This is a genomic window from Pseudomonas caspiana, assembly GCF_040224095.2.
GTDB lineage: Bacteria > Pseudomonadota > Gammaproteobacteria > Pseudomonadales > Pseudomonadaceae > Aquipseudomonas > Aquipseudomonas caspiana.
This window is the reverse complement of the sequence record NZ_CP167995.1, coordinates 2,974,950-3,000,859: the sequence shown is the minus strand read 5'-3', so window position 1 is coordinate 3,000,859 and position 25,910 is coordinate 2,974,950. Positions and strand designations below refer to the sequence as shown.

The window sequence follows — 25,910 nt, the reverse complement described above, 5'->3', positions numbered from 1 at the left end:
TCAACCCTGCTCATCTGAGAAGCGTACGGCCAGCTGTATATTCTGTGGATCATTGATAGCGGCAAGGTACTCGTCAACGCTGATCTCCCCCACACAGGGTCGGGCGCCTGGCTGCGGACGATACTGCCGAGCGACTTTCGCCATCAACGCGACCGCTGCGCAACTGGGAATCTCCGGACCTTTGTCATTGTGCGCGGTGAGCTGAACATTCATGGTCAGGACCTTACCCTCCACGCCGACACCCTCGACATCGATGTACATCGCACTGCGACCGTCACCGAAACGCTCAAATAGCGTGCCCCAGCGATGCAGTCGAGCGGCCCATCCCATGCGGTCTTTGACCAGCCCTGCGCGTAGGGAAGCTGCCAACAGGTAATTAGCTACGCCGCCCAGCTTGAGGCCCGAGCCTGCCTTGAAACGTAGCGTGTGCGCGCCATAGCGACGGCCGAAGATATCGATATCCGGCACGTCGACATTAGCCAGTACACGGGTCCCCAGATGCTGCATTTTGCGCAACGTCAGATCCTGCCAGCCCGACACTTCATGGACTTGCCCGTCTCGAAGCTGTTTGATCGGTTTGCCAGCGTAAGCGAGCACGCCTTCAACGGTGGACAATCCGGGCATTTTTGCCGAGGAGGAAATGCCGTGTTCAATGACATCGATACGGCTGAAGCGATGACGGTACTGATCGATGAGCGCAGACGATAGCGTGGGTACCGAGCTGCAGCCGCTTAGCAGGGCTACGCCCGCTTGCCTGGCTGCTGCGTCGAGAATGCCGATACCGTTGACGAAAGCGCGGCAGTCAGCAAGATCGCAGTAGTTGACCCCAGCGTCCACACACGCTTGGGCTACGGCATAGGATTGGCCCTGAAATGGCCCTCCCGTGTGGATGACCCACTGGATATCAAGGCTGCGTAATACCGAGCCAAACGCCGCCCCCATGGCATCACCGCACCAGCTCTCACATGGAACACCCGACTGGCTCTGCAGCGTGTTGACGCTATCAGCCAGCTTTTCAGTGTTGCGTCCCGCAATCACAAGAACAACGTTGGGCATGTTGATCAGGTGTCGGCAAACGATCCTGCCAAAATTTCCGTACCCGCCAACAACCATGACTCTCAGCGACATTCAATGCGTTCCTGTCTTCAATACCGTTCACGTTTACAAGATTGGGAGCGACGATCAGCACGTCGTGACAGGGATCAGACCCGCTCTGTGGGTTTCTCACACATCGACAACAGGGTCAGACGCAGTTCCGAAGGTCTCAGCGGTTTCGACAGCACAGACACATCCCGGGCCTGTGATGCCTCCTGAACCATATCCACTTCGCGCCCGGTCACAATCAGCGCCGGAACGTCCCAGCCCCGGGCCATGCGGATACTGTCGATGCAATCCAGGCCGTTGGCTTTCGTACCCAGATCGTAATCCGCCACGATAATGTCGCAGTCGGTGGTCAGCCCTTCCGCCGAACTGGCGGTCTGTACGTCGCAGCCCCAACGTTCAAGCAGGGCTGCGGTGGCCATAAGGACGTTATTGTCGTCCTCGACCAGGCAAATTTTGACGCCCTTGAGCAAGCTGTGCCCCAGTGTTTTTTTACGCGGTTGCTGCACGGGGGCAGCGACCTCTTCAAGCCCGTGAATGGTCACGCTCGTCCCACGGTTCACTCTGGATTCAATCTTGATCTGCACACCGATAATCTGGCTGAGTCGTTTAACAATGGACAGGCCTAGCCCGACGCCTTCTACATCCTTGTCGCGTGCGTGACGTATTCGGTAGAACTCGTCCCATACCTTGGGGAGATGCTCGGCGGCGATCCCTGGCCCCTGATCATGGACGCTGATCGAGAGACCGTCCTTGTGACTGCGGACGCCGATCAGGACTGGATGATTTGGGGCGTATTTGAGTGCGTTGGACAGTATGTTTTGAACCATTGTGGCAAGCAGCGTGGCGTCTACCCTCACCCACCGCTTGCAAGGCCGGATCCTGAGTTCAACGCCGGCCCAACGCGCGGCGGCGATATTCTGCTGCGCGATTTCACCCAGCATCTCGCCGAGATTGACCACGTCTGATTTGACCGAAACCTTGCCGCTGTCCAGCGTGTAGATGTCGAGAATCGAGCGGAACAATTGCGCCACGTTATGCAGTGACCGATCGATGTTGTCCACCAGCTTGCGCTCGTAATCCCCCAGCGGGCTTGATCGCAGGCAGGCGGTGAACATGCCGATAGAATGAATGGGCTGACGCAGATCGTGACTGGCCTGCGCGAGAAAGCGCTCTTTCTCCTGATTGGCAACGGTGGCCTGCTCGGACGCCTGCCGCGTCCTGACCAACAGAATGTGGGCGTAGCCAGGCACCAGAATAGTGACCGCGACCAGCATCAGTACCATGAAGGGCTGAGCCTGCCAGTAAGGGGTCAGCTGATAAATAATCAGGATCGCCAATAATGCCAATGATGCGGCGATCGCCAGGTAGCGCGAGCCGTAGCGCATACCGTTCCCCAGCGTGACCCAGACCATCACACTGAAGATCGGCAGCGTCGCCTCGCCGCCCACCACCAGCCCTACCGAGATTCCGGTGTAATCGTGCACCATCCCGAATACCCGACGTGCCGGGAATACGCCAGGGCGACTGATAACGTATTGCCGCAAGATAAACGAGACCACAAGAAAGCCGGCATAGTAAGCAATGATTGGCTCGTACTGCGCAACATCGTACCCCGGCAAAAAACCAATCAACGATACATAAATGATTGCCACCGTCGCCACCGTTAATCTCAGCGTGGCCTGATCCAGCTCAGCGTTTTTCCGGTCTGTCATGAGTAACCCTGCCGTTAGCCTGGCGGTGATGCGTGGTCTTGATTCGGATAAGTTTAAAGATGAGGCATGGAAGATTCACACAGCACGTCCCGCTGTACAAATTCGGTCTGCGCATCTGCTTTGTAATGGCTCGGCTGTCTTGCCGCGTCGTGTTTATTTTGCCTGATGAGCCTTGCCAAAGTGGATCTTGAGTGGGGCTGGAGGCGTATCGTCCAGGCTTCCTTCCCACTGCACGGTCACCTGATAATGACCAGTATCGAGCTTTCTCTTAACCAGGTCGGCACTCAGATAGTTGCCGGCCCAAGAGTCCAGTTTAGGGTGCATGACCTGCTGGTTCAGCATCTCTATACCACTTTCGATCTCTTCAATGCGGACTTTAAATACTAACGCAGAGCCTGGCTCGCTCCAGGTATCGCCATTCCGGACACCCCCACCCGCCAGGGCCCAGGCTTTCTCCCGCTCAACGTCGTCGCTGTATGGGTAATGAAGCGCCACGGCATAATTACCAGGTTCCGTCACCCACACTTCAAGGTGTGTTGTACTTGCCGGGCCCTGCATGTCCAACGCTACGCTGTACTTTGGCGTGTGGTCTGTCGGGAGCTTTGTAAAAAGAAACACGACGAAGAGCACGACCACTCCGCATCCGACTGCCAGAATCGCGAGAGCGCCGGCCAGCAATTTTCTAAGCAAGGAAAGCCTCCCGATGCAAACGCGCGTTGCAATATTCTGGAGTGAGAAAGTTGACGCATACATGCGTCTGCTGTTGATCTCTGTTGTTGTCCAGAGAATGCACCACAGGGTAGCCACCTGACGGGTCATTACTTCGTCAAAATAAAAACCTGATGGTAGACGCTTAAAGGTTATTGCTCGCTACCTCTTTCAGGCAATAGCACATCTGTACTATAGGCGATTTTCAAACACCCCCTTTAAGCTATCGCCATAGACGAAATCTACCTCACCGTTAAAAAGTATGCGTTGCAGGGTCACTCCATATAGCAAGTAACCTGCCATTTGCAGTCGCACCTGCGCGAAAAGAATTAATTCTAATCTCAGATCAGAGGTAACAGGCATGAGTACTTATTGCCAACTGGCAAAATTCAAAGGCTTGGCAAGTGCGGCGATGATAATGGTAGCCTTGACGGCTTGTTCAAGTGGTGTGGGTAGTTCAATCCCCGGGCTGGATTCTCTAACAGGCGATTCGAAGTATGCGCCTGAGTACATTAAGGCAAACATTATTGCCGGCAAATCGTCAAAACAACAGATCCGGGAAAAGTTTGGCGATCCCACCTCGGTGCGTGATAACTTGGGTAATGATTCGTCTGAGTGGGTCTACGACAGCAAAGATTCGAAATTAGGCAGACTCGCGGACATGGCCTATAAATACACCAGCCGATATGGAGCGGGCGATTCTGCAAGCGCCATTATTGGTGGTCAAAACAAAGTAGGCGACGCCCAGGAAATCGCGGACGACGCGGGCACGCTCTCAGGCAGCAACACCCCCGGGAAAAAGGTAAAGATCACCTCGATCCATGTTGATTTCAGAGGTGACGTCGTAAGCGCCTACAGGACCTATTGAGTAATGACCAATGCCTTTTAAAGATAAAAGGCATTGGTTCCATGGCACCCAGGCTCTATCAGAACCGGTAAGTTGCACCTACCCCGAATAAGTTAGCGTCACTTTGATAAGTCGCACTATAACTCGCCAGGGCGTTGGAGCGGCTGACGTCAACGCTTTCTTCCTTGAGGTAGGAATAGGCCAGATCAATTGTCAATTGCGGCGTCACGTTATAGCCGACACCGACGCTGAATATCTGCCGATCACCCGTCGGCGTTCGCGGCGAACGATTGGTGTTGCTGGTCGGCGATTGGTCGAGTGTCAGCCCCGCGCGCACGACCCATTGCGGATTCAGTTGGTAAGCGGTGCCAATGGCATAAGCCCAGGTGTCATGCCAGTTCAGCCCTTCCTGAATCGAGCCGGTCAACGCCGCAGCCAATACACCACCCTGCGCCGCCGAGATCGGTTGGTTGCGCAGACTCAGGTCCTGCATGCTGCTCCAGCCGGTCCAGGTCGCGCTCGCGAAAAGTTTCCAGGCATCAGTCACTTCCTGGGTGACCGAAAAATCGTACGACTCTGGAGTGGTCACTTTCAGGGTGCAGTCATAGCGGTTGCTGGCAAGCAATGCCGGAGGGGTGCCTGCGCCGGTCGCGACCTGGGTGTGGCAATCCAGCTTGTAATCGACTTTGGAGTGGTATGTCAGCCCGATCCGGGTGGTATCGGTGGCATTGAACAACACGCCCAGATTGAAGCCGACAGCGGTGTCGTCACCTTTGACCTTGACGTTGGTGTCGGGAATGGCCGGATTCAGTGTGACATCTGACTCAAGTGTGCCAGCAATACGGTTGAAGGTGGGCCCGAAGCCGATCGACAATCTGTCGTTGAAGGCGTAGCTGACGGTGGGCTGTAGCGTGACGACCTTGATGTCACTCTTGCTGGCAAACATGCGCCCTTGAAAGCCGTTCTCGTAATCAGTCGACAGCCCGAATGGCGCATAGACCCCAAAGCCAAAGGACCAATGCTCATCAAGCTTTTGCGTGTAGAAACCAAAGGGCACATTGCTGAAGGGCACCATATCGCCATCGTTGCTGCCACTGGAACGGCCGCTGACATTGCTGATATCCGTGGAGGCGTCGATAAACGTAGCGCCCGCGGTTATTTGCGTGCCTTCAAGGCGCGCCATGCCCGCCGGGTTTCCATACACAGTACCGGCGTCATTGGCAGCCGATGCGCGCCCTGCCTGACCACTGCCCATGGAGCTGATGCTTTGTTCGGTGCGGGCGAAGCCACCAGCGAAAACTTGAGTGGCTGCAAATGCAACGGCGAGGCCAAGGGTTGTCTTGAGCATGGTCATTTCTTTCTTCAGAACTCGTTATTGAAAAGTGCCGGGAAGTCCATCAAGGATGCCTGTCTTCCAGCATGAATCGGCGCGAGGCCGAGGCGAGTCCGTTCACACAAAAATCCGGTAAACCAAGCGCGCAGTGTCAAAACGCGTTATTGCGAAGTGACGATTTTTATCGTTTCGTTAGTCACGTCCGGCAATCCACTATGGGCCGGGACAAACGTTTTTATGAGACGCCCGCGATAAGGCCCGGCCGCCGCAAACCAGCTTTCAATGACAGCCAGATTTCGCCCATCCTTGCTGGAGGGAAGTCCCGAGGAAATCTCATTGGTGAACTTGCAGGCGTCGAAGGTACCCAGCCGCGTCGTTATCGTCTCTCGGCCGACGTAGGTGTGCTTTTCAGTAATCTCGTATTCGACACCCGGTCCGGCCGTGACGGTTTTGCTGCGATAGCTGACCGTGACTGCTTGTCCCGGCTGGAAATCGACAGGGACGGCTGGGGGCGGCTCGTTGTAAGTCGTGACCAGCGAAGCGCCGCTGCCGTGCTGGTTGCCGTACCTGATGATCTTGCCATCCACCAGGTCGACAAAGGCATACCCGGTGAAGACCGGGGCGTTATTGATCAGCGTTGTCTGTGCCTGGATCAGCGGATTGACACCGGCAAATGATTGGCGGCCGAGGGTCTCGGTTTTGTTGTGACCTTGCACGCCAGGCGAGCTGCTGATCCACGTCTGGGTTTCTACCGATGAGCCTTGGCGGAAGTCGACCTCGGCAATACAGGGGCTTGATGATTGATCACTCGCAGCCGCCGAGCCTGCAAATGCTCCGCCACACACAAGGACCACCAAAACCGCCAGACGCGTTACCTGTCTTGGGTAACGACTTTTCAAACTGAATTCACCCATGAACCGTCTCTTCGCCAGCAATAAACGCCCTCCGCCTGGCACTCGCTGCACAATCACTGGCTGCGTCGACGTAAAGACAAACCACGGACGATATCAGTCGCTGAAAACGTGCTCAATAGCACATATGTGCTATATGGCCATGCTGGAAGTATGGCCGTTTATTGCGTAGAAACGGCCCCGGTGTCCAGCCTGTAGGAGCGCACGAGCACCGCGAGGCCGCGATAGCGGTGTATCAGACAGATCGCCATCGCTGCCTCGCGGTGCTCGTGAGCTCCTACGGAAAAGTATTCCAAATTTAATAGTTGTACCGGGGTATCGATGACACCGCGCTGTCTCGCAAACATTGCGATCTGTAGGAGCTGCCGAAGGCTGCGATCGCGGTGGATCAGGCAGGACGCCATCGCGGCTCGCGGTGCTCGTGCGCTCCATCATGGTTGATACTCAATGAAATGGAGCTTATCAACTACCTGAAAATAAACCGGGCTGATCCGCGACGTAAGCAAAGTACATCAGCTGATCAACCCGAATTCAGATAAAGAGAGCGTGAAGCCTTAATAAGGCGACTGCTTGACGGGCTCACCTTTTTTCGAGCACGAAGGCGGATTGGTCATGCCCATGGTCAGGAGGTTGCCACCGTTAATGATGCAAACAAATTCTTTCTTGTCGTTGGTTTTAAAGTTGGCGTACGTGTTAGTGCCATCGGTACGACGATTGACGAGGGTCAAATCTTCAGGCGCATAACCTAAAGCGCCGGCTCCAATCGACTTGACCTTCTCATCATCCAGCACATTGGTTTTGCTGGCGATGACATTGCAGCCTGCCAGACTTGAAAGGATAAAAAACGATAACGCGATTTTTTTGAACATGCTGTTTAGTCTCCAGAGTGATTGCGATAAGACCAAACGATACCCGCTGCCATTTCGTTAAAAAATAGTACACATGTGCTATGGGGTAAAAGAATAAGGCGTACGAAGTAAAAAGCCGGGGCCGTATAATAGGCAATACGATCGCGCCCGGCGCACTATAGGTTGTTATTTATTTAAATCAGCTGGCGAGCCACGAGTCTACGACGTCTGCACCGTATTTGGCTTTCCATTCTTTAAGAGTACGATGATTGCCGCCTTTCGTTTCAACAACCTCCCCCGTTTCGGGATTCTTGAACACCTTGATCACTCGCGCCCGACGGGTTCTGCGCTCGGTGACAGGTTTGTCGACCGTGAACCGCGAAGCAGCAGCGTGTGGATCAAGCACGGCCACCACATTTTTCAGGCTGAAACCGTATTCAGCCAACAGGCTGCGCAACCTGGTTTCGAATTCGATCTCTTTCTTGAGCTCTGCATCGCCTTTCAGTGCATCCAGCTCTTTGAGCTGTTCAGCCAATTTTCTTTCCAGCAAACGAAACTCTGCAAGCTTGGACATTTATAACTCCATCACGTATTGGAGGTTGGATTGGGCGGGCAAACCCAGGAAGACCCGTTCGCTCGCGGAAAAGCATTGAGTGTTGTACTAACTGGCTGTTTGAACCCAGCCGGTTTTCTACTGGCTTTTCAAACGGACGGCCTGTACCTGACTAAGCGTGCTGTTCTTACTGAACGAGAACGTCATCACAACAGAACTGGCATCAAGGTCCACCAGAGCCCTTCCCCGATTATCCCGAACCACAAGCCTGTCGGGCAGATCCTCGACAATCACCCAGGTCCCGGACGGAGCGAACGCCTGGGTGAGAACTGTCTTACGAGTATTCAACGGAAAATATCGGGTGACCACATCACTGACATCGAGCTGTTCAAACCCGACGGGTTTACGCAAAGCGTAAATCTCGTCAAACATGGCACCAAGGTCAGCGGAAGTGCCCCATGGAAAGCCGGGCTCCTTCAGGCATTGTTCCAACCACTGCTCATCACCCTTTTCCGAATCATCGAGTTCGACGTCCAGTCGGGATAACGGTTTTTTATCAATCTGGTCATACATACGTTGCGTGTCTGCGTCCGGTACACCGGAGCTGGCACTCCAGCCAGAACTGCCTCCAGCGCAATCCTTGATACCAGGTTTGCACGTCGCAATCAGCTTCGGCTTGCCGTCAATGATCTCTGCGACAGCACGAGTCTGATACAGCTCCCCGCTGGCCCAATCCTGGGAAAGGCTGCAAACACGGTTGTTATTCTGGTGAAAGCGAGTCCCGAAACAACCGTAAGCATAGGCGTCCGCTTGTGGTACAAATTCGCACGCTACATCGCTTCCGGCGAATCGGCCACCTGTAAATCCTGAATCAAATGTTTGCTGGTCAATGGCTTGTTGAACCAGCTCGGGTTTCGCTGATGGCTGACCGGACATCCGGCCCAGTTGCCGGGTACGCTCCTGAATAGCGTTCAGCACGATAGTGCTCTGCGCCTGTCGGGTGTATGGCTCACCTGTTCTCCCATCAATGCTGTCACGCAGCTCCCCGAGATTCTGGTCTCTTGCGGCAATCCAGCGACGCTGGCTCGCAATCAGCATGCTTCGAATCCCGGCATCATCGGTGCTCTTCAGGATCGCTGCATAGGCTGTACCCATTGCCGCGTCAGCAGTCACCAGTCGGGAGTCGGCACATATCAGATGTTCTATTTCGGCTGATGCCTTACCACAATCCATGGAGCGCGCCAGAGCATACTGAGAAGTGAAAGCCAGCAATAGAACGGCAACAACGGGGTACTTCATTAAGAGGATCCTTTGTAATCCTTGAATGCAATCCTTGAACCTGATGTTTCCCGTTACCCTGTTGATCGTAATTACAGACAGCCCTCTTCTCGATAGTTACCGTCGATGTAAGCCAGCGTATCGCCCGGCCCGGGTTGCCAACGGACCCGGGCAGTCACCCTGCACGGTATCCATCCCTCACGGCGAACAGCACCGTAATAACCGGCACTTTCAAACCACGTGGGCTTGAAACCTTCCCTGTTGAGTTCGCGAATGAAATCGCTGGCGGGCATACCCAAGGGAAAACGGGCGCGTAAGCGACTGTCGAATTCCGCAGAGGCACCATTCCATGAGGTTGGTAATCCATCCGTCAAAAAAGATGGGGATCGCACTGTGTCCCACATCAGCACGATGCCGATTCCGATAGCGATGCCCGAACCGTACAGGACAGCATGTCGAAAAACCTTTCTAACATTCAGCGCAAGTGCTAACTCCATGGGCAACCCCTTCATGGATTCTGATAGTGCTCGCCTGTCATGACTGACGTTGAGTAGTCGGCCTCAAAAAGGTAGCCAGTGACGTCAATTAATTCATTCATGCCAGGCCGTTTTCAATAGCACATGTGTGCTATTTGTTCGTGCACGCCCTCGGTATAGCCTTTATCAATGCCCATCATGCGCATCGCTGATCTGCGCTGATCTGTTAGTTATCTAAAGGATGTTTTATGCACCATCGCTTGCTGACAACGCTGGCTCTTGCTGTAAGTGCAATCACTGCTTTCCAGGCTCAGGCGAGTGATGATGACTCCTGCGCACCGACCTGGTCGGTCAACACAAATCAATTCAGCGTTTGCAGCAACTTTCCTTTTCTCAGCCCCAGCAATGACAGCACCGTCAACTTGCGCCTGTTATTGGCCGATTCCGGAAAGTTGCCGCTGACACCTGCGCCCCTGAGCAAAGATGACATTGCGGAAGGTTATGGTGAGGTACCGTTTGCCTACTATCGTCTTCAGCCTGCGTCAGACGCTATGGAGCCGGATGTTCCCGAGAGCAAAAAAAACCAGAGCCTCGATGCCTTGCTCACCAGCCTGGGAATCAAGCGCGAGCAGGCGGAGGTTGCCAGCTCGAGTCTGATCGACGGTGAAGGCAGTCGCTGCCGGAGCAACAATGAACAGACCGCCGCAGGTTTTATTCAGGCGTTGGTCGACGCACCGGATTTATCCCCGGCTGAACGCTCGGCACTGGGCACCAGCCGGTTGCGTATGCTCGCGGCTTGCAGCTGGGAGCGAGAGCAATTTACCCGCATGTTGCCCGTTGATGTGCAGTCCGCTGCCGGCAAGTCCTTCACCACCTATCTGCAAGCGGCAGGGGATTTTTACAGCGGTCGCTTCCTTGAAGCCACCAATGGCTTCACGTCACTCGCGAATAATCCCAATACCTGGCTGAAAGACACGTCGCTGTACATGATCGGCCGCAGCGAGTTGAATCTGGCTCAGGAGAAAGCCTTTGAGTACGGCGAGCTGAAGCCTGACCGGGTGGATAAAGCGGCTGCACAACGCGCTGAAGAGGCTTTCGAAAAATATCTTGAAACGCTCCCGTCGGGCTTGTATTCCGCCACCGCCAACGGATTGCTGCGCCGGGTCCATTGGCTGTTACAGGACACTGACAAGCTTGCCTCGGAGTACGAGGCCCTGTTCGCCGACATCGACAAAGGCGCTCAACCCGACAGCGCTGCCTACAATGCGCTGATTCGTGAGCTGGATCTGAAGCTGATCACGCCTAATAAAGCGCCTGTCAGTTCGGCACTGATCACGGCGGTCAACGACCTGATGTGGATGCGCGTGGGGACATCGAACACGTTGACTGAACCCGCCCTGCTCCAGCAAAAGGTCATTTTTGCTAAACAGCCTGCACTGTTCAGCTACCTGCAAGCGGCAGTCGCCTTCTATACCGAAAAAAATCCGAACCGCGCGCTTCAGCTATTGCCTGCCGAGGTACCCGACACGCTTGGTTATGTCGCGTTCAGCCAGCAAATGTTGCGTGGTCTGGCGCTTGAGGCCATCAAGGATGACAAGACGGCACAGCAGCTCTGGCTGCAATTGTTGAGCAAGGCCCAATTGCCTTTGCAGCAAGAACAACTGCAACTGGTGCTGGCCATGAACTATGAGCGCAATGGCCAGGTAGCTGACGCATTCCGCGCAGACTCACCGATCAAGAACGAGAAAGTTCGGTATATCCTGCTCGGCAAATCGGCCAACGCAGATCTGTTGCGACAACAGGTTAGCCAAGGGATCAGCAAAACTGAACGTGACACCGCCCTCTTCCTGCTGCTCTACAAGCAATTGGTGCACGGTCAGTTTGCAGCGTTTGCCCAAGACCTGAAACAACTGCCTGATTCACCACCTGATACCAGACTCAGTTACAGCCTGGGCTATCGATACGATCAAGGACAGTCGCTGGCACTGTTCAAATGGAATGGTGAGAAAGCGGAGTCCGGTTACCGCTGTCCGAGTATTGCCGAGGTGGCAGCTGCGCTGGACAAGAACCCAGGCGACTCCCAAGGCCTGATTTGCATGGGTGAGTTCATGCTGCGTAACCACCTGGGCAACTCTCCATTAAATGAACAACTGACTGACGGTGTACTCGGGAGCGGGCCCTCTGGCTTCCCGGGGGCCGCGTTCGCAAGACATAACGCTTACATAACGGTCAAAAACAATCCAAATGCCAGCCACACTGACGTCGCTTATGCGCTTTACCGCGGGATCAATTGCTATGCCCCGGCGGGTATCAATAGCTGTGGCGGAGAGGATGTTGAACCCAGCGTTCGAAAATACTGGTTCCAGAACCTCAAGAAAGAATTTGCCGATACTCGTTGGGCTAAATCCCAGCAGTATTACTGGTAAATGCGGACGCTGTTCTGGCTGACGCTGGTCAGCGTGCTGCAGGTTGCTTCAGCATCTGCAGCCGTTGATGCCGAAGACTACGACGCGTTCTGGCTTTGGGGAGGCGTGTCATCGCAAGAGGTGCTCGCGAAGGCCAGGACGCTGTATGTGCTACAGGGACAAATCAGCAGTTCACGCAGCGAGCGCCACCGACGCGTAAATTTTGTCGCGCAGGGCATGGCAGTCTCCAGGCTGCCTCAAGAAGAGCTCTGGATTGTCTATCGTGCACATACCCTGCGCTGGCCGGACGCTGTCTACACGCAGTTGCTCGGGCAGCTCAATCGATGGCAGCAGGCTGGTAACAACGTTGTAGGCATACAGATCGATTTCGATGCCCGGACACGATACCTCGACGAGTACGTGGAGTTCCTGCGCGATCTGCGTCAGCGCCTTCCGGAAAATTATCGGCTGAGCATCACCGGCCTGATGGACTGGAGCAGTAACGCCGACGCTTCGGTCATCGGCGAGCTCAAAGGCGTGATTGACGAAGTGGTGGTTCAAACCTATCAGGGCAGGCACAGCATCCCGGATTACAAAGCCTATCTACCACGCCTGAGTCGCCTGGGGCTGCCTTTCAAAGTGGGACTGATTCAGGGCGGCGAATGGAGCGCACCGGCTTATCTGGAGCGCAGTGAGGGATTTTTGGGGTATGTGGTGTTTCTGCAAAACCCTCGGTAAGCGCATTCACATCATCAGACTCAGGAGCGCCACTTCGCATGCAAAGCAATATCCATCCATCCCTGAAGCCGCTCGCACTGGATTGTCGCGAGTGGATCGAGCGCGCCGAGCTTGATGGCAAATACGAGCGCTTCACGGCGGCTGTCCAGGACTACATAGATATCCCAGGGCCACTGCACGCCAAGACAGGACTGCATCTGGACAGCCTGGCTCATTACTACGATGTAGCAAGCTGTGACGCGTTTCTTCGCGGCGACAGGCCAATGCTCAGCCATGCGCTTCAACGCGCAGCCTCATTGAGGGCGCTGATGCTGCGTTGGGATGGTATGTACAGCCATATGCGTCAGGATCTGGGGAACTGGCCAAGAGAGTTCAAATACGGCATGAGAGCTGCCAGTCCTGCGATGTTTTCATGGTGGGACCGCGCCGAGATCTGTGCCCGTTTGTTCATCGAAATGGCCGAGAAAGACCAGCGCATTAACACGATGCGTGAGATGCGCAGAATAAAACGCGGTACCAGCGACGCCTTCCTGATTGGCCTGTTTTCCCAGGCATTCAACATCGAAACGGATTTCATTGCGCCAAAGCCGCTCGTCCCCAGTTATCAGGCGCTATTGGAGCACTGGCAAAGCGAAGATGAAGCCACCTTCACCACCGTCATGCAGGACGCGGCTGACTTTCATATCAGCCGGTGCAAGGAAAATACAGACCGGGAAAGGTATGAGTTTGACGCCACTCTGGATCGCTGCTTCCCTGCTGAGCTGCTTGCCGTCCAGGCTCTGCGCCGCCGCAATGGACTTCCTGAATTCAGCGTGGGCCACCTCCTGATCGACACGCCCTGGAGTTTGGTGCAGGAAATGAAATCGGTGGAGCGCTATGCATTGGCGGACACCGTGGAGGACAGATTGATTCAGGACTATCCGGAATTTCGTTGACGTCATGTGCCACGAACGACGGGCCCGATCGACAGGCACAGGCCATCTCAGAAGCAAAGGATCCAACCCATTGACGATACTGACTGTTGCAAACGGCGCATCGAAACGCTGGCGAAATCACGTGGTGCGTTTGGCGTTCATTACTACTGCGTCAGCATTTCTGTGGCAGCCACTGAACACGTTTGCCGAGCAGACAGCGCCCGTTCCGCCCTACCCCGTTCAGACTACGGATGATATTGAAAACCTGCTCAATCTTGATGAGCGCAAAATCATTCAGGAAGGCTTGATCTGGAGCACGGTTTATACCGGCCGGATCGATGGCAACTTTGAAAAGGACACGCGTGACGCTATTGCGTTACTTCAGCAACAGTACCAACAACCCGAAACGGGTCGGCTGGGCACCAAAATGGCCGCGCGTCTTTACCAGTTAGCCCAACACTCAAGAAACAAATTCGGCTGGGACAGTTTTACCGACTCTAAAACGGGCGTGATGCTGTCCTACCCGACCGCACTGCTTACGCCCTCTCCCGACCCGCGCACCGGAGCGATGGGGTTTGTATCGGACGACAAGAAAATATTGCTTCAGATGGTGAACCAGGTTGGCGTTAAATTGGGCGCTATTGACGCCCTTTATAAGCAAACGACTGAAAATTCAAAGTCGACCATCACCTACAGGTTAAAGAACGAGAATATGTTCGTCAGCGCCGGGGAGCGTGGTGATCTCAAACACTACAGCCGTTACGAACAACGAGGGACTGAAATTCGTGGCTATGACCTGGTGTGGTTCCGCGAGCGTGATACGGAGATGCAAATTCTCTCCCCCTTGATTGCCAACAGTTTCGACCCATTCAGCACGCCCTCGACATACGACCCTTTTCTTAAACCTCGCGGGATAAAGTTTCCTCATTACCCCTACCTGAGTGAGCTCTCCAGGGAAATAAAAAAACAATCCGTTAGCAACAAGGCTTCATCCCTTGAGCGGCAAGCGCCGGTAAACGCTACTGCCGATGGGCTTGGCCCGCGCTTTTCCTATTTTTACGAGGAGCTCACGAGTGGCAAAGCTGTAGACGCCTATCGCGTGGCACGCAAGTCTGACTTGCTGAGAAGCAACGTCGCAATCGCCGCGCTGGATGGGATGTTCATGACGCAACATCCTCTGCGTTATATCGCCAGACCTTGTCGCGTGGATGCGGACTACGAGCCCGAGGAAGCCGCAGTTTTCCTGTGTTATGAGATGGTCGACTACCTTATTCGCGAGGCTAAATCTCTCTACGTCGATAAGGATCCGGCATTCCAGCTTCAATACATTAAAGCCAGGCTGCAGCTTATTCTTCTGCATGCGACAGGCCATGCGCTCATGGACCTCTTGAAACTGCCACCGCCTATGAACGTAGAAGAAGCTGTCGATCAACTGGTCGCCACCCTGATTCTGCTGGGTATGAAAAATGAGGACGATCCTGAAGAACCCACGCACATGCTGGCAATGAACGCGGCCGGGTTCAAAGCCGATCCATCAGTGCAACCGGCTTACACCCGCGACTATTTTTCCGACAAACACGCCTGGAATGAGGAGCGGTATTCCAACGTGCTGTGCATGATTTATGGCAGCAACCCGAAGAAATACGCCTCGATTATCGATCAGCAGTTGCTTCCGGAATCCAGAGCAGCAAGTTGCAGAGAAGATGCGCCGAAAAAATACGAAGCATGGGTAGGCTTCCTGTCGCCATACCTGGCACCGCGGTATCAGAAGAACAGCAGTCCAACTGATCGCCATGATGCGCAGACGCCGCAATGAGGTGTTGTTCCGACTGAGCATCTGGGCATGTTCAGGGAACCGTTGACATAACGTTTGTTAATTTTAGTTGTTAGCACACTCACTCTCGCCGCACCTATAGTACGGATGTGCTATTGGAATTTTATAGTTTCCCCGTAAATTGCTAATAACCAACTTCTGCAATGTTTGCCGATAGTGTGACTCCGCAGCCGACATTAAAAGACGTCGACTGTGCAGCAATCAAGGATAACTACGGAGTATGGCTACTGCATCCGTCAGGACAACAACACCTCCTAAAGCGCTGGCAGGCTTGATGGTGTCACTTGTACTTCTGGCCCTGCCCGTTTGCGTGCATGCCAGCGGGCAACTGCCACCCAGTACGATCGAAGACCGCACGTTGCCCAGCGCTTCTGCCTGCCGTGCTTTCCTCGAGACGACCTGGCGAGCCGATCAGCAGAAAGCCGATCCGCAGCCTTTACCCGGTGACGACGGATCGAGGCAGACGTTGATCTACTCCGACGGCGTGATCGCCATTGATGACAAACACCTGACTTACGAAGTCGAGGAAGGCTGGCAATTCCGGCGGCTTATGCGCGATATCAATCAGATACGGACTTCCTACAGTTATGAAAGGCGGAGTTACAGGTGCGATGACGCCCACCTGACAGGCACGAGCATCAAGGGCTATGCAATCGAAGGCTATGAAGCACTACCTGACAACTGAAATAAATGATGACGAACTTACTTTATCTAGCGTGCGCACTTCAGGGGCTATTCCATTGACGATAGGGACTGTAGCAACCCGCTCCTCGACGAGCTGGAAAAATCGCATGGTGCACGTGGCGTTCATCACAGCTGTCGCAATCCTTGCCTGGCAGCCTGGAGGCGTGTTCGCGGGCGCTGCAGCCCCCGCAAACCCTTATGCCACCCAGAATGCCGACAACACAGAAAGCTCGCTCAACCTCGATGAACGAAAGCTGATTCAGGAAGGCTTGATCTGGGGCGGTTTTTACAACGGCTGGATCGATGGCCAGTTTGGCAAAGGTACACGGGACGCCATCGCCACTGTTCAGCAGCAATACAAGCAACCTGGCACCGGGATGCTCAATGCCGATCTCGCGGTGCATCTGGGTGGTATGGCGCTGAATAACCGTAAGAAGTACGGCTGGACGACGATCACCGAACCCAAATCCGGCGTGACGCTGGCCTACCCTTCACAGTTGCTCACAAGGACCACCAGCCCGGAACCGAACTTCGTCAATATTGATTCTGAAGATCGGAGTGTTTCGATCCAGCTGTTACGTATCGATAACGTCAAACCCGATGCCATCGACACGCTGTACAACGACCTGACCGGCAACGGTAAATCCACCGTCGCTTACTCGTTCAGAAAAGGCAGTTTGTTCATCATCTCGGGTGATCGCGGTACCGGAAAATATTACAGCCGCTATGAACAGCGTGGTGGCGAAGTCCGAGGTTATGATCTGGTCTGGAGCGGCACTCGGGACGCAGAAATGCAGCCGATCTCGGTATTGATTTCAAACACCTTTGAACCCTTCGATACACCTCGCCAGACAAGAGAACCTGACTACTCCTACCTTGTCGGGCTGGCCCAGGCTGCCAATAACCAAGCCGGCGGCAACCCGCCTGCAAATAACGCAAATACGCCACCACCCGCACAGCAACCTGCTCAGCAACAACCTGTGCAACAACAGCCCGCACAGCAGCAACCTGCCGCACAGAATGCGCAAAAAACCGATGTCTCGGACGGCAAGGGCACACGTTTTTCCTATACCTATCAGGCTCCGCGTGATGCTCGACTGGAAGATGCCTACCGTTTCACGCGCAAGGCTGACTTGCTGGTTGGTAACGTAGAAATTGACGCCATGGACGGCATGTTCATGATGCCTCGCCCTCTGCACTATGTGGCCATGGAGTGCGGGATGGTGAATGCGTTCTACAGCCCGAAAGACTCGGCAGTCTTCCTCTGCTATGAGATGGTCAACTACCTGCTGCGTCAGGCCGATGAACTGAATACGAGCAACGATCCTGATTTCCCCACTGATTACGTCAAATCCAACCTGCGTTTTATTCTGCTGCATGAAACCGGCCATGCATTTATCGACTTGCTGAACCTGCCCTCTACCGGCCGTGAAGAAGACGCAGTCGATCAAATGGCGGCGACCATGATTCTGTTCCACGTCAACCGTGATGAGACACCTGAACAGCTGACTCGCGTACTGGCAATGACGGCTACCTGGTTCAAAAACAATGCATCACTGCAAAACGGCAACACGCACAATGACGCGTTCTCGGATGAGCACTCCTTGAATGAACAGCGTTATTACAATCTGCTTTGCATGGTTTACGGCCGTAACCCTCAGGAGTACGCGTCAATTGTCGATCGGGGGCTGCTACCGAAATCGAGAGCTGCACGCTGCCCTCAGGAAACCAGCAAAATCGTCTCGTCTTGGGCGCGGTTACTGCTACCCCACTTTGCCCCGCGCTATCAGAAGGACGCCAACGATTCAATCAACCGCCAGGATTCGCAGAGCCGGCAGTGAGTCTTTTCAACTACAGATCCTGAGATCTCTTACCAGTGGGAGATTCTATGTTGGCCTGCAAACATAAATCCGTGGAGCGAATTCATTCGCGAAGGGGCCGGTACATTTGATGTACGTGTGCCGTCAGGAATACCGCCTTCCCGAATGAATTCGGTCCTGCCGGATTGGGGCGCTTCACAGCGAAATATCAACCGTGCGCTCTTCAAAATCCAGCGGCTGCCCGTGCTCAAGCAAATGCCTGATGCCGGGCCCGAGCAAGTCCTGCGGGCCGTCCAGCGGCATGACCGGATATTGCTGGAAGCGTCGCCTGTTGGCGCTGACCTGCTCCAGAATCTGTCGGTCCTGGCGCAAGATGACCTTGAACGCCTGCCGCAATACCGCACGCTTCAACACGGCGGGAATTTTGCCCCGCGCCGTCGCCACTCGCGCGAAAACCCGCAACTGCCCGTCCGCACAGGGCGTCATCCAGGCGCTGACCAGCAGATTAAGGCGATCGTTGCCATCGCGGTACTCGATTTCCGAGAGCCCTGGCAGGCGAAAACGTCCCATGCTTTTGCCACGCTGCCCCTCGAACAATCGCGAGATAAGCCCGGACTGTTTGCCCTCTTCACTGTAAATCGCCTCGATACCGTCATCGAGCGGGCGAACCCGGACCGTGATGCGTTGACGCTGCTTGTCATGACGGATCCAGCCCGCATGGACAAAATGGGTATGAAATCCGTCCAGAAAATTCTCCGCAGCGTCTTGCAATGAGCACTGCACTTGATCGGTCATCCAGAACGTATCGAGTTTCTGACCCTGCTCGGCCGGGGCAACGGGCAAATCAACCGGACGCTGGTCACTCAGGCAGACCCACACCAGACCATCGGCTTCACAGCAGGCCAGGCTGCTCAGCAATGCTTTGCTGGAGGGGACGTGTTCAGTGCCGGGGACTCGGGTGCATCGACCATCCCCTGCGAACCGCCAACCGTGATAAGGGCATTCAATGTGTCCATCGCGCACCTTGCCCTGACTCAATGGCGCAAAACGATGCGGGCAGCGATCGGGTAATGCGGCTGCACGTCCATCGTCGGCGCGGAACAGCACCAGAGGTATGTCGTGGACCTGACACGCCATCGGGGCATTTTTCAGTTCGTGGCTCAGTGCGACCGGCCACCATTGAGCAAGGTGATTCACAGTTTGAGTGTTCTCATGAGGGGCACACCGATTCCATGCAGCAGAACACTGAGCAATCGCCATATCCAGCGACGCCCCCAAGACAAATGGGCGACCTTGATCAGGCTGTATTCGATCTGCGGCTGCCCCCCGCGCAAGCGCTTGAAGCCTGCGGCGCCGGAGCTGAAATTCAGCACCGTACGGCGCTCGGCGGCTTCGAGCAGGCACAGACAGGTCAGTTGCCGGTACAAACCGGCCTTCTGTGGCAACGCGGTGTCGTATCCCACAATCGGAGTGCTGAGGGTCGAGTCATTGGCGAACCAGCCCAGCGCGCCATCGATACGGCCATCCGGGTTGCGCAGAACACGCATCTCCAGCCAGCCTTCTCGTTGACCACGCTGCATCCAGCGGGCGCTGTAGTGCGGATTGAGTCGGCAATACTTGTCCAGATACAGCAGGTTATAAAGCTGTTCCACCCGTAGAAAATCACTGTCGTTCAGGGCAGCACCCGGCACTACTTGATAGGGGCTGCGCCGCAACAATGTGCGGTCGAGCCGGGTGTTGTGATGCCGGAGAAACGGTGCATCCACCCCGCTCCGGCCGTCGAATACATACACCTGTCGACTGGGAATGCTCAGAAAGCCCAGCGCTCGCAAACGTTGTTTCAGCTCGCGGTTGCTGAACTCATTGATTGAGCGGAAACACAGCGCATGATCAGGAAATGTCCGCTGCAAAAAAGCACTGATCTGCGGCAGCTCACTCAGATCCCAGTCAGCGGGATACAGGTTGGTGGACAGCAGCCAGTTGTTGACCTGGACCAGCTTGTCGACTTTGGCCGAACTCAACAAAGCGTCGACGCCTTGGGTCAGCGCACTCAGCGGTCGGGTCAGCCACGGGCGGCCGAGGCGCTTCAGCTCTTCGCGGGCATACCCGCTGTAGGCGGTACGGGGCGACACCACATAACAGTTCTCTTCAGGGTCATTTCCGTCGTTGATGCTCACCGCAAGCTGCTGCGTCCCGGTGTCCAGCAGCGCCATCCGCGTGCTGACATTGGCGATCAATCCTGCCTCGGACCAACCACGGACGTATTGTCGGGCGGGACTGTCGTGGGGTGTCACCGGCTCGTGAAGGAGCTGCTCCTGGAAAAGTAATTTCATTGCGACGGGTCCGCTAATGACTGGCCGTTCCACTCGATGTCTGCGGTGGATGCGGCCAGCACCCCGCAGCGGCGAGAGGCAGCGCGATAGAGGATTTCCCCCAGGCTCAGCCATTGAGCCGCCAGCGGCAGCACATCACCTTGCTGAACGATCACGTCGCGGGCCACACGGTAATCACGCCAGAACGTCCTGCTCAACGACCGTGAAGGCGCAGCCAGCAAAAGCATCGCCAGCGCGATCATGCGTGGTTCCTGGGTGGGCTCAAGCACGCTGCCGGATGCTTCGCCAAGGCTGCTCACCAGCGCCTGACGCTGGTTGTCGAACAGGTGCACGCCGCTGGTGGCCCGAGGGTTGCACTCCAGTACATGGAAACGGCCAGCATGATCTTCGATAAAGTCAAAGCCGACTTGCCCTGTATAGCCAGTTTCACGGCCGAACTGTTCCAGGAATAACCGCACGGATTCCGGCCTCGCAGGAGCGAAATAGATTCCCGAACCCCGACCTACCCGATAGCGCGGCTGGTAGACGCTATGAGCGCGCAACTGGCCCTCCACCAGGACGCTGAAGCTGCAAAACTCCCGCCCCTGAATAAACCGCTGCGCAACCCAGGGCGCCTCGATACTGGGCTGAACCTTGCTAACCAGACTCGCGTCGGGCCGGATCAGGGTCTGTGAAGCGAAACGTGAGTAAGCCGGTTTGAACACCCACTGCGCAGTCTCTGCACTTAGCGCCAACACGGCCTGCTGATCCGTCAGCAGGCGGGTTTCCGGCGTCGACAATGTCCAGTCCTGAGTCATGGCCGCGAATTGCCCCTTGTGATGCAGTCGGTGCAACAGCGCAAAATCACTGGTCAGCACCCGACACAACGGCCTGAGGCGCTCCAGACCATGAGCCAGGTAGAACACTTCTTCGCAGGTTGGCAACAATAGGTCAATGCGTTGTGCCTTGATCACGCTGACCAGCGCTTCGATCCAGCCAGCCGGATCGAGTCGAGGCTCAGGTAAACGAACGAAGTGCTGCACTGAACGACTGAAACGGCTCAGCGGCTGCCCCAGCGAGTCCCCCACGCTCACGGTCCAGCCGGCCTCGTTGAAGGCCCTCGCCCACTCCAGACACGCCGGTGCACGAGCCCCTAAAATCAGTACGCGCATGGTAGCCCCTCAGGCAATTGCAGGAGTTTCAGGCGTCGACGTTTAACGTGTGGGGCCTGCGCTTGCCAGTGACCGAAGCTGAACGCCGGAGGACGTACGCCCTGCCCGGCACATAACTGTTGAAGGCTTTCGCGGATTGCCTGGCACAGAGCGTCATGATCGCAGCGGGCCTGAACGTTGATCTGCCAGTTCAGGTTCGTCTGATGGATTTCATACTCCTGCAGCGTAGCGCCGTGCATCAGCAAGGTTCGGCGCACGACATCCGGATACAGCGCGCACAACTGGCGCCCCGCCACATCAGGCAGCCAGAGGATATCGTCGGCACGCCCTTCGATAGCGGCGATTGCCCGCTCGACCCGCCCGCAAGCGCAAGGCGCCTCGCTAACCCGCAACACGTCGTTGAGGCGATACCGCACGATCATCTGGGTGCGACGGGAGAAGTCGGTAATGATGGGCTGGAAACGGGTGTGCCCGGCGTCGAGCCACTCCGGTTCAATGTGCAGATGGCTTTCATTGAGATGCAAAGTCCCTTGCTCGCAGGTGTAGCCAAGAAAGCCTTCGCTGGCCTGATAAATCTGCTGCGGCATTACCCCGAAAGCTTTGAGAACGGCATCTGCATCCGTGCTTTCAAGCACCTCGGCCACCGACAGAATATGCGTCGGACGAATCGACAAACGCCCGCTTAATGAGGCTTCAGCCAGCCCCCGCAACACCGTCGCCGGGGCTACAAGTACATCGGGATTCTGCGCCTGCAGACGTTCAAGTGACGCGTCGAGCCCGAGTGTCAGGTCGTGAAACGCGAAGTCGATACGGCGACTGCTCAACGTGGTGTACAAACGGCTATTGGCCCGCAGGAAGAAAGCGATCCGCAAGGGCGCTTGCCAGAAGCACAGCAAACGCGGAAGGAAGCGGCCCGGCAAGGTCCTCGCCAACAGAATCCCGGCCCAACGCTGTCGCTCCAGAGTGCTGACCAGAAACACACCTTGATTACCGGACGTGCCGCTTGAAAGCCCCACGGTTATATCGCCCAGCGTAGGGCTGAAATCGCGGGATTCTTCTGCTTGCCGCGCGACGGGCAAGACCTGATCCAGACCAAGACCGCGAGTGTTGAACGCCGCAAAGTCGCTCATCATTGTCGCTTTGTCCATCAGCGGAAAGTCCGCCAGACGAGTGAAGTGTTGGTCTTTGAAGCGCTCGGCTGTCGGCACCACGTTTTTCAGAAAAAACTTCAGCTGTTGAGCCTGCCACGCTTCCAGTTGCTCTCTGCGAGTGAAGCGCAAGCGATAGCGACTGTTGAGAAAACTCAGCGCGCTGCGCAGCTTGCCGATCAAGCGTTCATTGCTCATTGCTGAACGCCTCCCAGGCGTGCGTGCAGTGCGAAGGTAACACCGCCACGGCAGGTTCTCGACGGATCAGCGTGCCGAGGCTGGCATAGGTCTGTTTGTACTGTCTGGCATCGTGACCGGCAAACCACAATGCAGGCGCCGCAGGCAGTCGCTCTGCGCGGCAAGCGGGCACCGACCAGCAGGCATCGGCCACCAGAAATACCGGACGCCCTTGAGCATCAGGAATGAACAACCCCAGTTGACCATGGCTGTGTCCCGGTAGCGGCACGCCGATCAGACTGCCGTCGCCAAACAGGTCCAGGCCTTGGGTGAACGGGGCCATCCATTCAGGCAAGGTCGCCACCCTGCAATGATCAGCCAGGGTCAGCCGGCTGGCGAAATCGTCCGGCAGCAAGCCCGGCAAATGGCCGCCAAGGGTCGCCCGCCAACGCGAGTCCCGCAGGCTTTCAATGTGCTGACGGTCAGCATCAAGCGCAATGAATGAAGCCTGATTGAAATCCCGCAACCCGGCGATATGGTCGCCGTGAAAATGCGAAATGATCACTGTGCGGATATCCTCAGGCTGAATGCCGAAGTCATTCAGTTGAGCGATCAACTGCTCCTGTATCGGCAATTGCACCGGCACTGCGGTGCGGTACAAACGCTCTGGCAAGGTTTGGGTGGCCTTGAAGAAGTGTTCGGCGTAACCCGTGTCGTACAGGATCCAGCCGGCATCGGGATGGCGAATCAAACCGCACAGTGACGGAAAGCGCGTCGGCGCCCAGCGGGCGTTGCGATCAGCCATGCACGCCAGGTGTCGGCACCAACCGGCGCGCAATACGTTGAGGCTGACTGTGCGGCTCACGGTTTTACGCCCTGTTGCGCAAGCCACCACTGGGCGTGCTGGCGGATGCCCTGCTCCTGAGTGATCACCGTGCGGTAACCCAGCTCGTTACGTATCGCGTCCAGGTTCAGGGTCTGACTGAATGCAAGCACTCCGGCGCCATAGCGAGTCAGTAGAGGTTCGCCGCTGTGACGCAGTCGAGCGCTGGTTTCAAACGCCAGCGCCACGGCGTCCACCAACCGCCATGGCAGGCGTCGGGTGCGCAGAGTGAGGTGAAATTGCTCGGCGATTTGATGCAACAAATCCTCAAAAGCCAGCGGCGTACCGTTGCTCACGTTGTAGGTGCAGACGGGGCGCGGCAACGGTTGATTAAGGCTCAGCTCCACGGCGTGGACCAGGTTGTCGATGCAGGTCAGGTCCAGTCGGGCCCTGCCACCGCGCATCAGGGGTATGCGCCCGCGCTGCATGACACGCAACAGCCGTGGCAACAACGTACCGTCCCACGGGCCGAATACCGCACGCGGACGCAAAATCACGGCCTCGGCAAGACCGGCCTCCTGAACCTTCATTTCGGCCAGCGCTTTGGTGCGTGCGTACTCGTTGACGGGCATTGGCAAAGGTTCGCTTTCATGGATATCGAGTCGATCACGAAAGGCAAAGTACAGGCTGGGTGTCGAAAGGTGCACAAGGCGCTTGACCTGATTGATGCGACAGGCGTTCAGCACTTCTTCGGTGGCCGTCAGATTGGCCTGGGCAAACGCCTCTGTCGTTCCCCAGGGCGAGGACAACGCTGCGCAATGGACAACCGCCGTGCAGCCTCGCGTCGCCTCGATCAGCTTGTTCGCCCCGGCTGAAGAACCATGCTCAAGGGCAAGCCACTTGATGGCACCCGGGCTGTGCCGAATGACATCGGCCGCTGCTGTCGCATTGCGTCCGCTGAACAGCACTTCACAGCCTTGGGAGGCAAGTCGCCAGACGATATGGCGACCAATGAAACCAGTGCCGCCGGTCACCAGAACTTTCATCAATACTCCAGGATCATGCCGCCGATCGATAACCCTGCACCGGTACCGATCAACATCAGGATCTGCCCGCGCTGAACGCGCTGGTCACGAATCGCTATATCCAGCGCTGTCGGCAGCGAGGCAGCCACCTGATTGCCGTGATGAGCAAAAACGTCGATGACTTTCTCCGGGGCAAAGCCCAGGCGCCTGGCCGCATGCTGCATCGCTTGCTGACTGGCTTGATGAGGGATTACCCAGTCGATCTGGTCTTGAGTCAGCCCGGCCTGATCCAGCAGATCATTCATCAACGTGGGCAGGTGCTTCGCGGCAAGACGGAACACACCTTTGCCCTGCATGGAAAAACTGGTCAAAGGTTCGAACGGGATATCGATACGCCGAGGATGAAAGCGCGATCCACCGGCCGGGATCTGGCATAAATGAGCGCCCTCGGCAAACGTCTTCAGGTTCGAAGCGATAATCTTCGCCCCGCCTTCGCTCGCGCACAGAACGACAGCCGCTGCGCCGTCGCCGAATATGCCGCTGACTTCCACATGCTGCCAATCCAGCCCACAGGACGCGATGTCGGAACAGACCAGAAGAATACGCCGGTAGCGACCGGCAACAAGGGGCCATGACAAGGTGTCAATGGCGGCAATAAACCCCAGGCAACTGGCATTGATGTCCATGGCCGGGATGCCGGAGTGACCCATGCCCAATTCACGTTGCAACAACGCGGCGTTGCACGGCATGCCCTGATCCATAGTGCCACTGGCACAGGCGATCAAGTCGATCTGGTCCAGCTCGAGACCGGCCGCCGCCAAGGCATTTCGCGCGGCGGTCGCGCCCAGGCTCGCGGCTGTTTCGATGCTGGACGCGACATGCCGCTGAACAACCCCACTGATCTGCTCGACGCTCCCCGCCGCCAGGCCCAGCTCACGATCAAGGGCGATACTGGTGACTATTCTGTCCGGCAGCGCATGCCCGGAACCGATGATGGTCACAGGCCGTGGAGGCAAAGCCAGCGGTGAAGTCTGCATTCAAATTCCGTTTAGAGAAAAACATTGTACTGACGTACTGACACTTTATAC

At 56.1% G+C, this 25,910-nt stretch carries 23 protein-coding genes; 7 read left to right on the top strand and 16 right to left on the bottom strand.

Translation table 11 applies throughout. The annotated features are described in order from the left end of the window. The 3 genes from ABRP31_RS13745 to ABRP31_RS13735 form a co-directional block, all read right to left on the bottom strand. Window positions 1–1,128: a saccharopine dehydrogenase NADP-binding domain-containing protein gene (locus ABRP31_RS13745; RefSeq protein ID WP_349969985.1), complete on the bottom strand. Its 1,128-nt coding sequence runs from the start codon at window positions 1,126–1,128 to the stop codon at window positions 1–3. 74 nt (window positions 1,129–1,202) lie between these two features. Further along, window positions 1,203–2,816, bottom strand: coding sequence for a hybrid sensor histidine kinase/response regulator (locus ABRP31_RS13740; protein WP_349969984.1), 1,614 nt, complete (start codon window positions 2,814–2,816; stop codon window positions 1,203–1,205). Window positions 2,817–2,969: 153 nt separating this feature from the next. Continuing rightward, window positions 2,970–3,635: a DUF5625 family protein gene (locus ABRP31_RS13735; protein WP_349969983.1), complete on the bottom strand. Its 666-nt coding sequence runs from the start codon at window positions 3,633–3,635 to the stop codon at window positions 2,970–2,972. A gap of 250 nt (window positions 3,636–3,885) precedes the next feature. Between ABRP31_RS13735 and ABRP31_RS13730 the strand changes: the two genes are divergently transcribed. Then, window positions 3,886–4,392 (top strand): hypothetical protein, encoded by a 507-nt coding sequence (locus ABRP31_RS13730; protein ID WP_349969982.1) that lies wholly within the window; start codon window positions 3,886–3,888, stop codon window positions 4,390–4,392. 58 nt (window positions 4,393–4,450) lie between these two features. Here ABRP31_RS13730 and ABRP31_RS13725 read toward each other — a convergent pair whose 3' ends face one another. The 6 genes from ABRP31_RS13725 to ABRP31_RS13700 all read right to left on the bottom strand — a co-directional run bounded on the left by ABRP31_RS13725 (window position 4,451) and on the right by ABRP31_RS13700 (window position 9,791). After that, window positions 4,451–5,719, bottom strand: a complete 1,269-nt coding sequence (locus tag ABRP31_RS13725) for an outer membrane protein transport protein (RefSeq protein ID WP_349969981.1) — start codon at window positions 5,717–5,719, stop codon at window positions 4,451–4,453. A 146-nt stretch (window positions 5,720–5,865) separates the two neighbouring features. Continuing rightward, window positions 5,866–6,618, bottom strand: coding sequence for a hypothetical protein (locus tag ABRP31_RS13720; protein WP_349969980.1), 753 nt, complete (start codon window positions 6,616–6,618; stop codon window positions 5,866–5,868). Between the two features lie 551 nt (window positions 6,619–7,169). Continuing rightward, complete coding sequence (locus tag ABRP31_RS13715) at window positions 7,170–7,484, bottom strand: hypothetical protein (RefSeq protein ID WP_349969978.1); 315 nt, start codon at window positions 7,482–7,484, stop codon at window positions 7,170–7,172. Window positions 7,485–7,662: 178 nt separating this feature from the next. Continuing rightward, window positions 7,663–8,037 carry a histone-like nucleoid-structuring protein, MvaT/MvaU family gene (locus ABRP31_RS13710; RefSeq protein WP_349969976.1) on the bottom strand — a complete coding sequence of 125 codons (375 nt, stop codon included), beginning with the start codon at window positions 8,035–8,037 and terminating at the stop codon, window positions 7,663–7,665. Window positions 8,038–8,154: 117 nt separating this feature from the next. Next, window positions 8,155–9,315 carry a DUF6393 family protein gene (locus ABRP31_RS13705; protein ID WP_349969973.1) on the bottom strand — a complete coding sequence of 387 codons (1,161 nt, stop codon included), beginning with the start codon at window positions 9,313–9,315 and terminating at the stop codon, window positions 8,155–8,157. Between the two features lie 71 nt (window positions 9,316–9,386). Beyond that, a complete protein-coding gene (locus tag ABRP31_RS13700) occupies window positions 9,387–9,791 on the bottom strand; it encodes a hypothetical protein (protein ID WP_349969971.1) in 405 nt (134 codons plus the stop codon). 227 nt (window positions 9,792–10,018) lie between these two features. Between ABRP31_RS13700 and ABRP31_RS13695 the strand changes: the two genes are divergently transcribed. The 6 genes from ABRP31_RS13695 (at window position 10,019) to ABRP31_RS13670 (ending at window position 18,186) form a co-directional block, all read left to right on the top strand. Next, window positions 10,019–12,196, top strand: a complete 2,178-nt coding sequence (locus ABRP31_RS13695) for an outer membrane assembly lipoprotein YfiO (RefSeq protein WP_349969969.1) — start codon at window positions 10,019–10,021, stop codon at window positions 12,194–12,196. Beyond that, window positions 12,197–12,913: a DUF3142 domain-containing protein gene (locus ABRP31_RS13690; RefSeq protein WP_349969968.1), complete on the top strand. Its 717-nt coding sequence runs from the start codon at window positions 12,197–12,199 to the stop codon at window positions 12,911–12,913. Window positions 12,914–12,951: 38 nt separating this feature from the next. After that, window positions 12,952–13,848 (top strand): hypothetical protein, encoded by an 897-nt coding sequence (locus ABRP31_RS13685; protein WP_349969966.1) that lies wholly within the window; start codon window positions 12,952–12,954, stop codon window positions 13,846–13,848. A 70-nt stretch (window positions 13,849–13,918) separates the two neighbouring features. Next, window positions 13,919–15,643, top strand: coding sequence for a DUF4344 domain-containing metallopeptidase (locus ABRP31_RS13680; RefSeq protein WP_349969964.1), 1,725 nt, complete (start codon window positions 13,919–13,921; stop codon window positions 15,641–15,643). A 238-nt stretch (window positions 15,644–15,881) separates the two neighbouring features. Beyond that, window positions 15,882–16,346, top strand: a complete 465-nt coding sequence (locus ABRP31_RS13675) for a hypothetical protein (protein ID WP_349969963.1) — start codon at window positions 15,882–15,884, stop codon at window positions 16,344–16,346. A 106-nt stretch (window positions 16,347–16,452) separates the two neighbouring features. Further along, window positions 16,453–18,186, top strand: a complete 1,734-nt coding sequence (locus ABRP31_RS13670; protein WP_349969961.1) for a DUF4344 domain-containing metallopeptidase — start codon at window positions 16,453–16,455, stop codon at window positions 18,184–18,186. Between the two features lie 174 nt (window positions 18,187–18,360). Here the strand turns inward: ABRP31_RS13670 and ABRP31_RS13665 are convergent, their stop codons facing one another. The 7 genes from ABRP31_RS13665 to ABRP31_RS13635 are packed head-to-tail and all read right to left on the bottom strand — an operon-like array spanning window position 18,361 to window position 25,859. Continuing rightward, window positions 18,361–19,362 (bottom strand): aromatic ring-hydroxylating dioxygenase subunit alpha, encoded by a 1,002-nt coding sequence (locus ABRP31_RS13665; protein WP_349969959.1) that lies wholly within the window; start codon window positions 19,360–19,362, stop codon window positions 18,361–18,363. After that, a complete protein-coding gene (locus ABRP31_RS13660) occupies window positions 19,359–20,498 on the bottom strand; it encodes a hypothetical protein (protein ID WP_349969957.1) in 1,140 nt (379 codons plus the stop codon). The genes ABRP31_RS13665 and ABRP31_RS13660 overlap by 4 nt, the downstream gene beginning before the upstream one ends. Beyond that, window positions 20,495–21,649 carry an ATP-grasp domain-containing protein gene (locus tag ABRP31_RS13655; protein ID WP_349969955.1) on the bottom strand — a complete coding sequence of 385 codons (1,155 nt, stop codon included), beginning with the start codon at window positions 21,647–21,649 and terminating at the stop codon, window positions 20,495–20,497. The genes ABRP31_RS13660 and ABRP31_RS13655 overlap by 4 nt, the downstream gene beginning before the upstream one ends. Continuing rightward, window positions 21,637–22,995 (bottom strand): F390 synthetase-related protein, encoded by a 1,359-nt coding sequence (locus ABRP31_RS13650; protein WP_349969954.1) that lies wholly within the window; start codon window positions 22,993–22,995, stop codon window positions 21,637–21,639. Before ABRP31_RS13650 ends, ABRP31_RS13655 begins: the two co-directional genes overlap by 13 nt. Next, the gene (locus ABRP31_RS13645) at window positions 22,985–23,839 is read right to left on the bottom strand and encodes an MBL fold metallo-hydrolase (RefSeq protein WP_349969952.1); all 855 of its coding nucleotides are present in this window, start codon (window positions 23,837–23,839) and stop codon (window positions 22,985–22,987) included. Before ABRP31_RS13645 ends, ABRP31_RS13650 begins: the two co-directional genes overlap by 11 nt. Further along, complete coding sequence (locus ABRP31_RS13640) at window positions 23,836–24,843, bottom strand: NAD(P)-dependent oxidoreductase (protein WP_349969950.1); 1,008 nt, start codon at window positions 24,841–24,843, stop codon at window positions 23,836–23,838. The genes ABRP31_RS13645 and ABRP31_RS13640 overlap by 4 nt, the downstream gene beginning before the upstream one ends. Continuing rightward, window positions 24,843–25,859 carry a 3-oxoacyl-[acyl-carrier-protein] synthase III C-terminal domain-containing protein gene (locus ABRP31_RS13635; RefSeq protein WP_349969948.1) on the bottom strand — a complete coding sequence of 339 codons (1,017 nt, stop codon included), beginning with the start codon at window positions 25,857–25,859 and terminating at the stop codon, window positions 24,843–24,845. The genes ABRP31_RS13640 and ABRP31_RS13635 overlap by 1 nt, the downstream gene beginning before the upstream one ends. Window positions 25,860–25,910: the final 51 nt, after the last annotated feature.

Excerpts from the sequence above, each read along its gene's own strand:
- ABRP31_RS13745 (WP_349969985.1), bottom strand. The coding sequence starts at position 1,128 with ATGTCGCTGAGAGTCATGGTTGTTGGCGGGTACGGAAATTTTGGCAGG.
- ABRP31_RS13740 (WP_349969984.1), bottom strand. The coding sequence starts at position 2,816 with ATGACAGACCGGAAAAACGCTGAGCTGGATCAGGCCACGCTGAGATTA.
- ABRP31_RS13735 (WP_349969983.1), bottom strand. The coding sequence starts at position 3,635 with ATGACCCGTCAGGTGGCTACCCTGTGGTGCATTCTCTGGACAACAACA.
- ABRP31_RS13730 (WP_349969982.1), top strand. The coding sequence starts at position 3,886 with ATGAGTACTTATTGCCAACTGGCAAAATTCAAAGGCTTGGCAAGTGCG.
- ABRP31_RS13725 (WP_349969981.1), bottom strand. The coding sequence starts at position 5,719 with ATGCTCAAGACAACCCTTGGCCTCGCCGTTGCATTTGCAGCCACTCAA.
- ABRP31_RS13720 (WP_349969980.1), bottom strand. The coding sequence starts at position 6,618 with ATGGGTGAATTCAGTTTGAAAAGTCGTTACCCAAGACAGGTAACGCGT.
- ABRP31_RS13715 (WP_349969978.1), bottom strand. The coding sequence starts at position 7,484 with ATGTTCAAAAAAATCGCGTTATCGTTTTTTATCCTTTCAAGTCTGGCA.
- ABRP31_RS13710 (WP_349969976.1), bottom strand. The coding sequence starts at position 8,037 with ATGTCCAAGCTTGCAGAGTTTCGTTTGCTGGAAAGAAAATTGGCTGAA.
- ABRP31_RS13705 (WP_349969973.1), bottom strand. The coding sequence starts at position 9,315 with ATGAAGTACCCCGTTGTTGCCGTTCTATTGCTGGCTTTCACTTCTCAG.
- ABRP31_RS13700 (WP_349969971.1), bottom strand. The coding sequence starts at position 9,791 with ATGGAGTTAGCACTTGCGCTGAATGTTAGAAAGGTTTTTCGACATGCT.
- ABRP31_RS13695 (WP_349969969.1), top strand. The coding sequence starts at position 10,019 with ATGCACCATCGCTTGCTGACAACGCTGGCTCTTGCTGTAAGTGCAATC.
- ABRP31_RS13690 (WP_349969968.1), top strand. The coding sequence starts at position 12,197 with ATGCGGACGCTGTTCTGGCTGACGCTGGTCAGCGTGCTGCAGGTTGCT.
- ABRP31_RS13685 (WP_349969966.1), top strand. The coding sequence starts at position 12,952 with ATGCAAAGCAATATCCATCCATCCCTGAAGCCGCTCGCACTGGATTGT.
- ABRP31_RS13675 (WP_349969963.1), top strand. The coding sequence starts at position 15,882 with ATGGCTACTGCATCCGTCAGGACAACAACACCTCCTAAAGCGCTGGCA.
- ABRP31_RS13670 (WP_349969961.1), top strand. The coding sequence starts at position 16,453 with ATGGTGCACGTGGCGTTCATCACAGCTGTCGCAATCCTTGCCTGGCAG.
- ABRP31_RS13660 (WP_349969957.1), bottom strand. The coding sequence starts at position 20,498 with ATGAAATTACTTTTCCAGGAGCAGCTCCTTCACGAGCCGGTGACACCC.
- ABRP31_RS13655 (WP_349969955.1), bottom strand. The coding sequence starts at position 21,649 with ATGCGCGTACTGATTTTAGGGGCTCGTGCACCGGCGTGTCTGGAGTGG.
- ABRP31_RS13650 (WP_349969954.1), bottom strand. The coding sequence starts at position 22,995 with ATGAGCAATGAACGCTTGATCGGCAAGCTGCGCAGCGCGCTGAGTTTT.
- ABRP31_RS13640 (WP_349969950.1), bottom strand. The coding sequence starts at position 24,843 with ATGAAAGTTCTGGTGACCGGCGGCACTGGTTTCATTGGTCGCCATATC.
- ABRP31_RS13635 (WP_349969948.1), bottom strand. The coding sequence starts at position 25,859 with ATGCAGACTTCACCGCTGGCTTTGCCTCCACGGCCTGTGACCATCATC.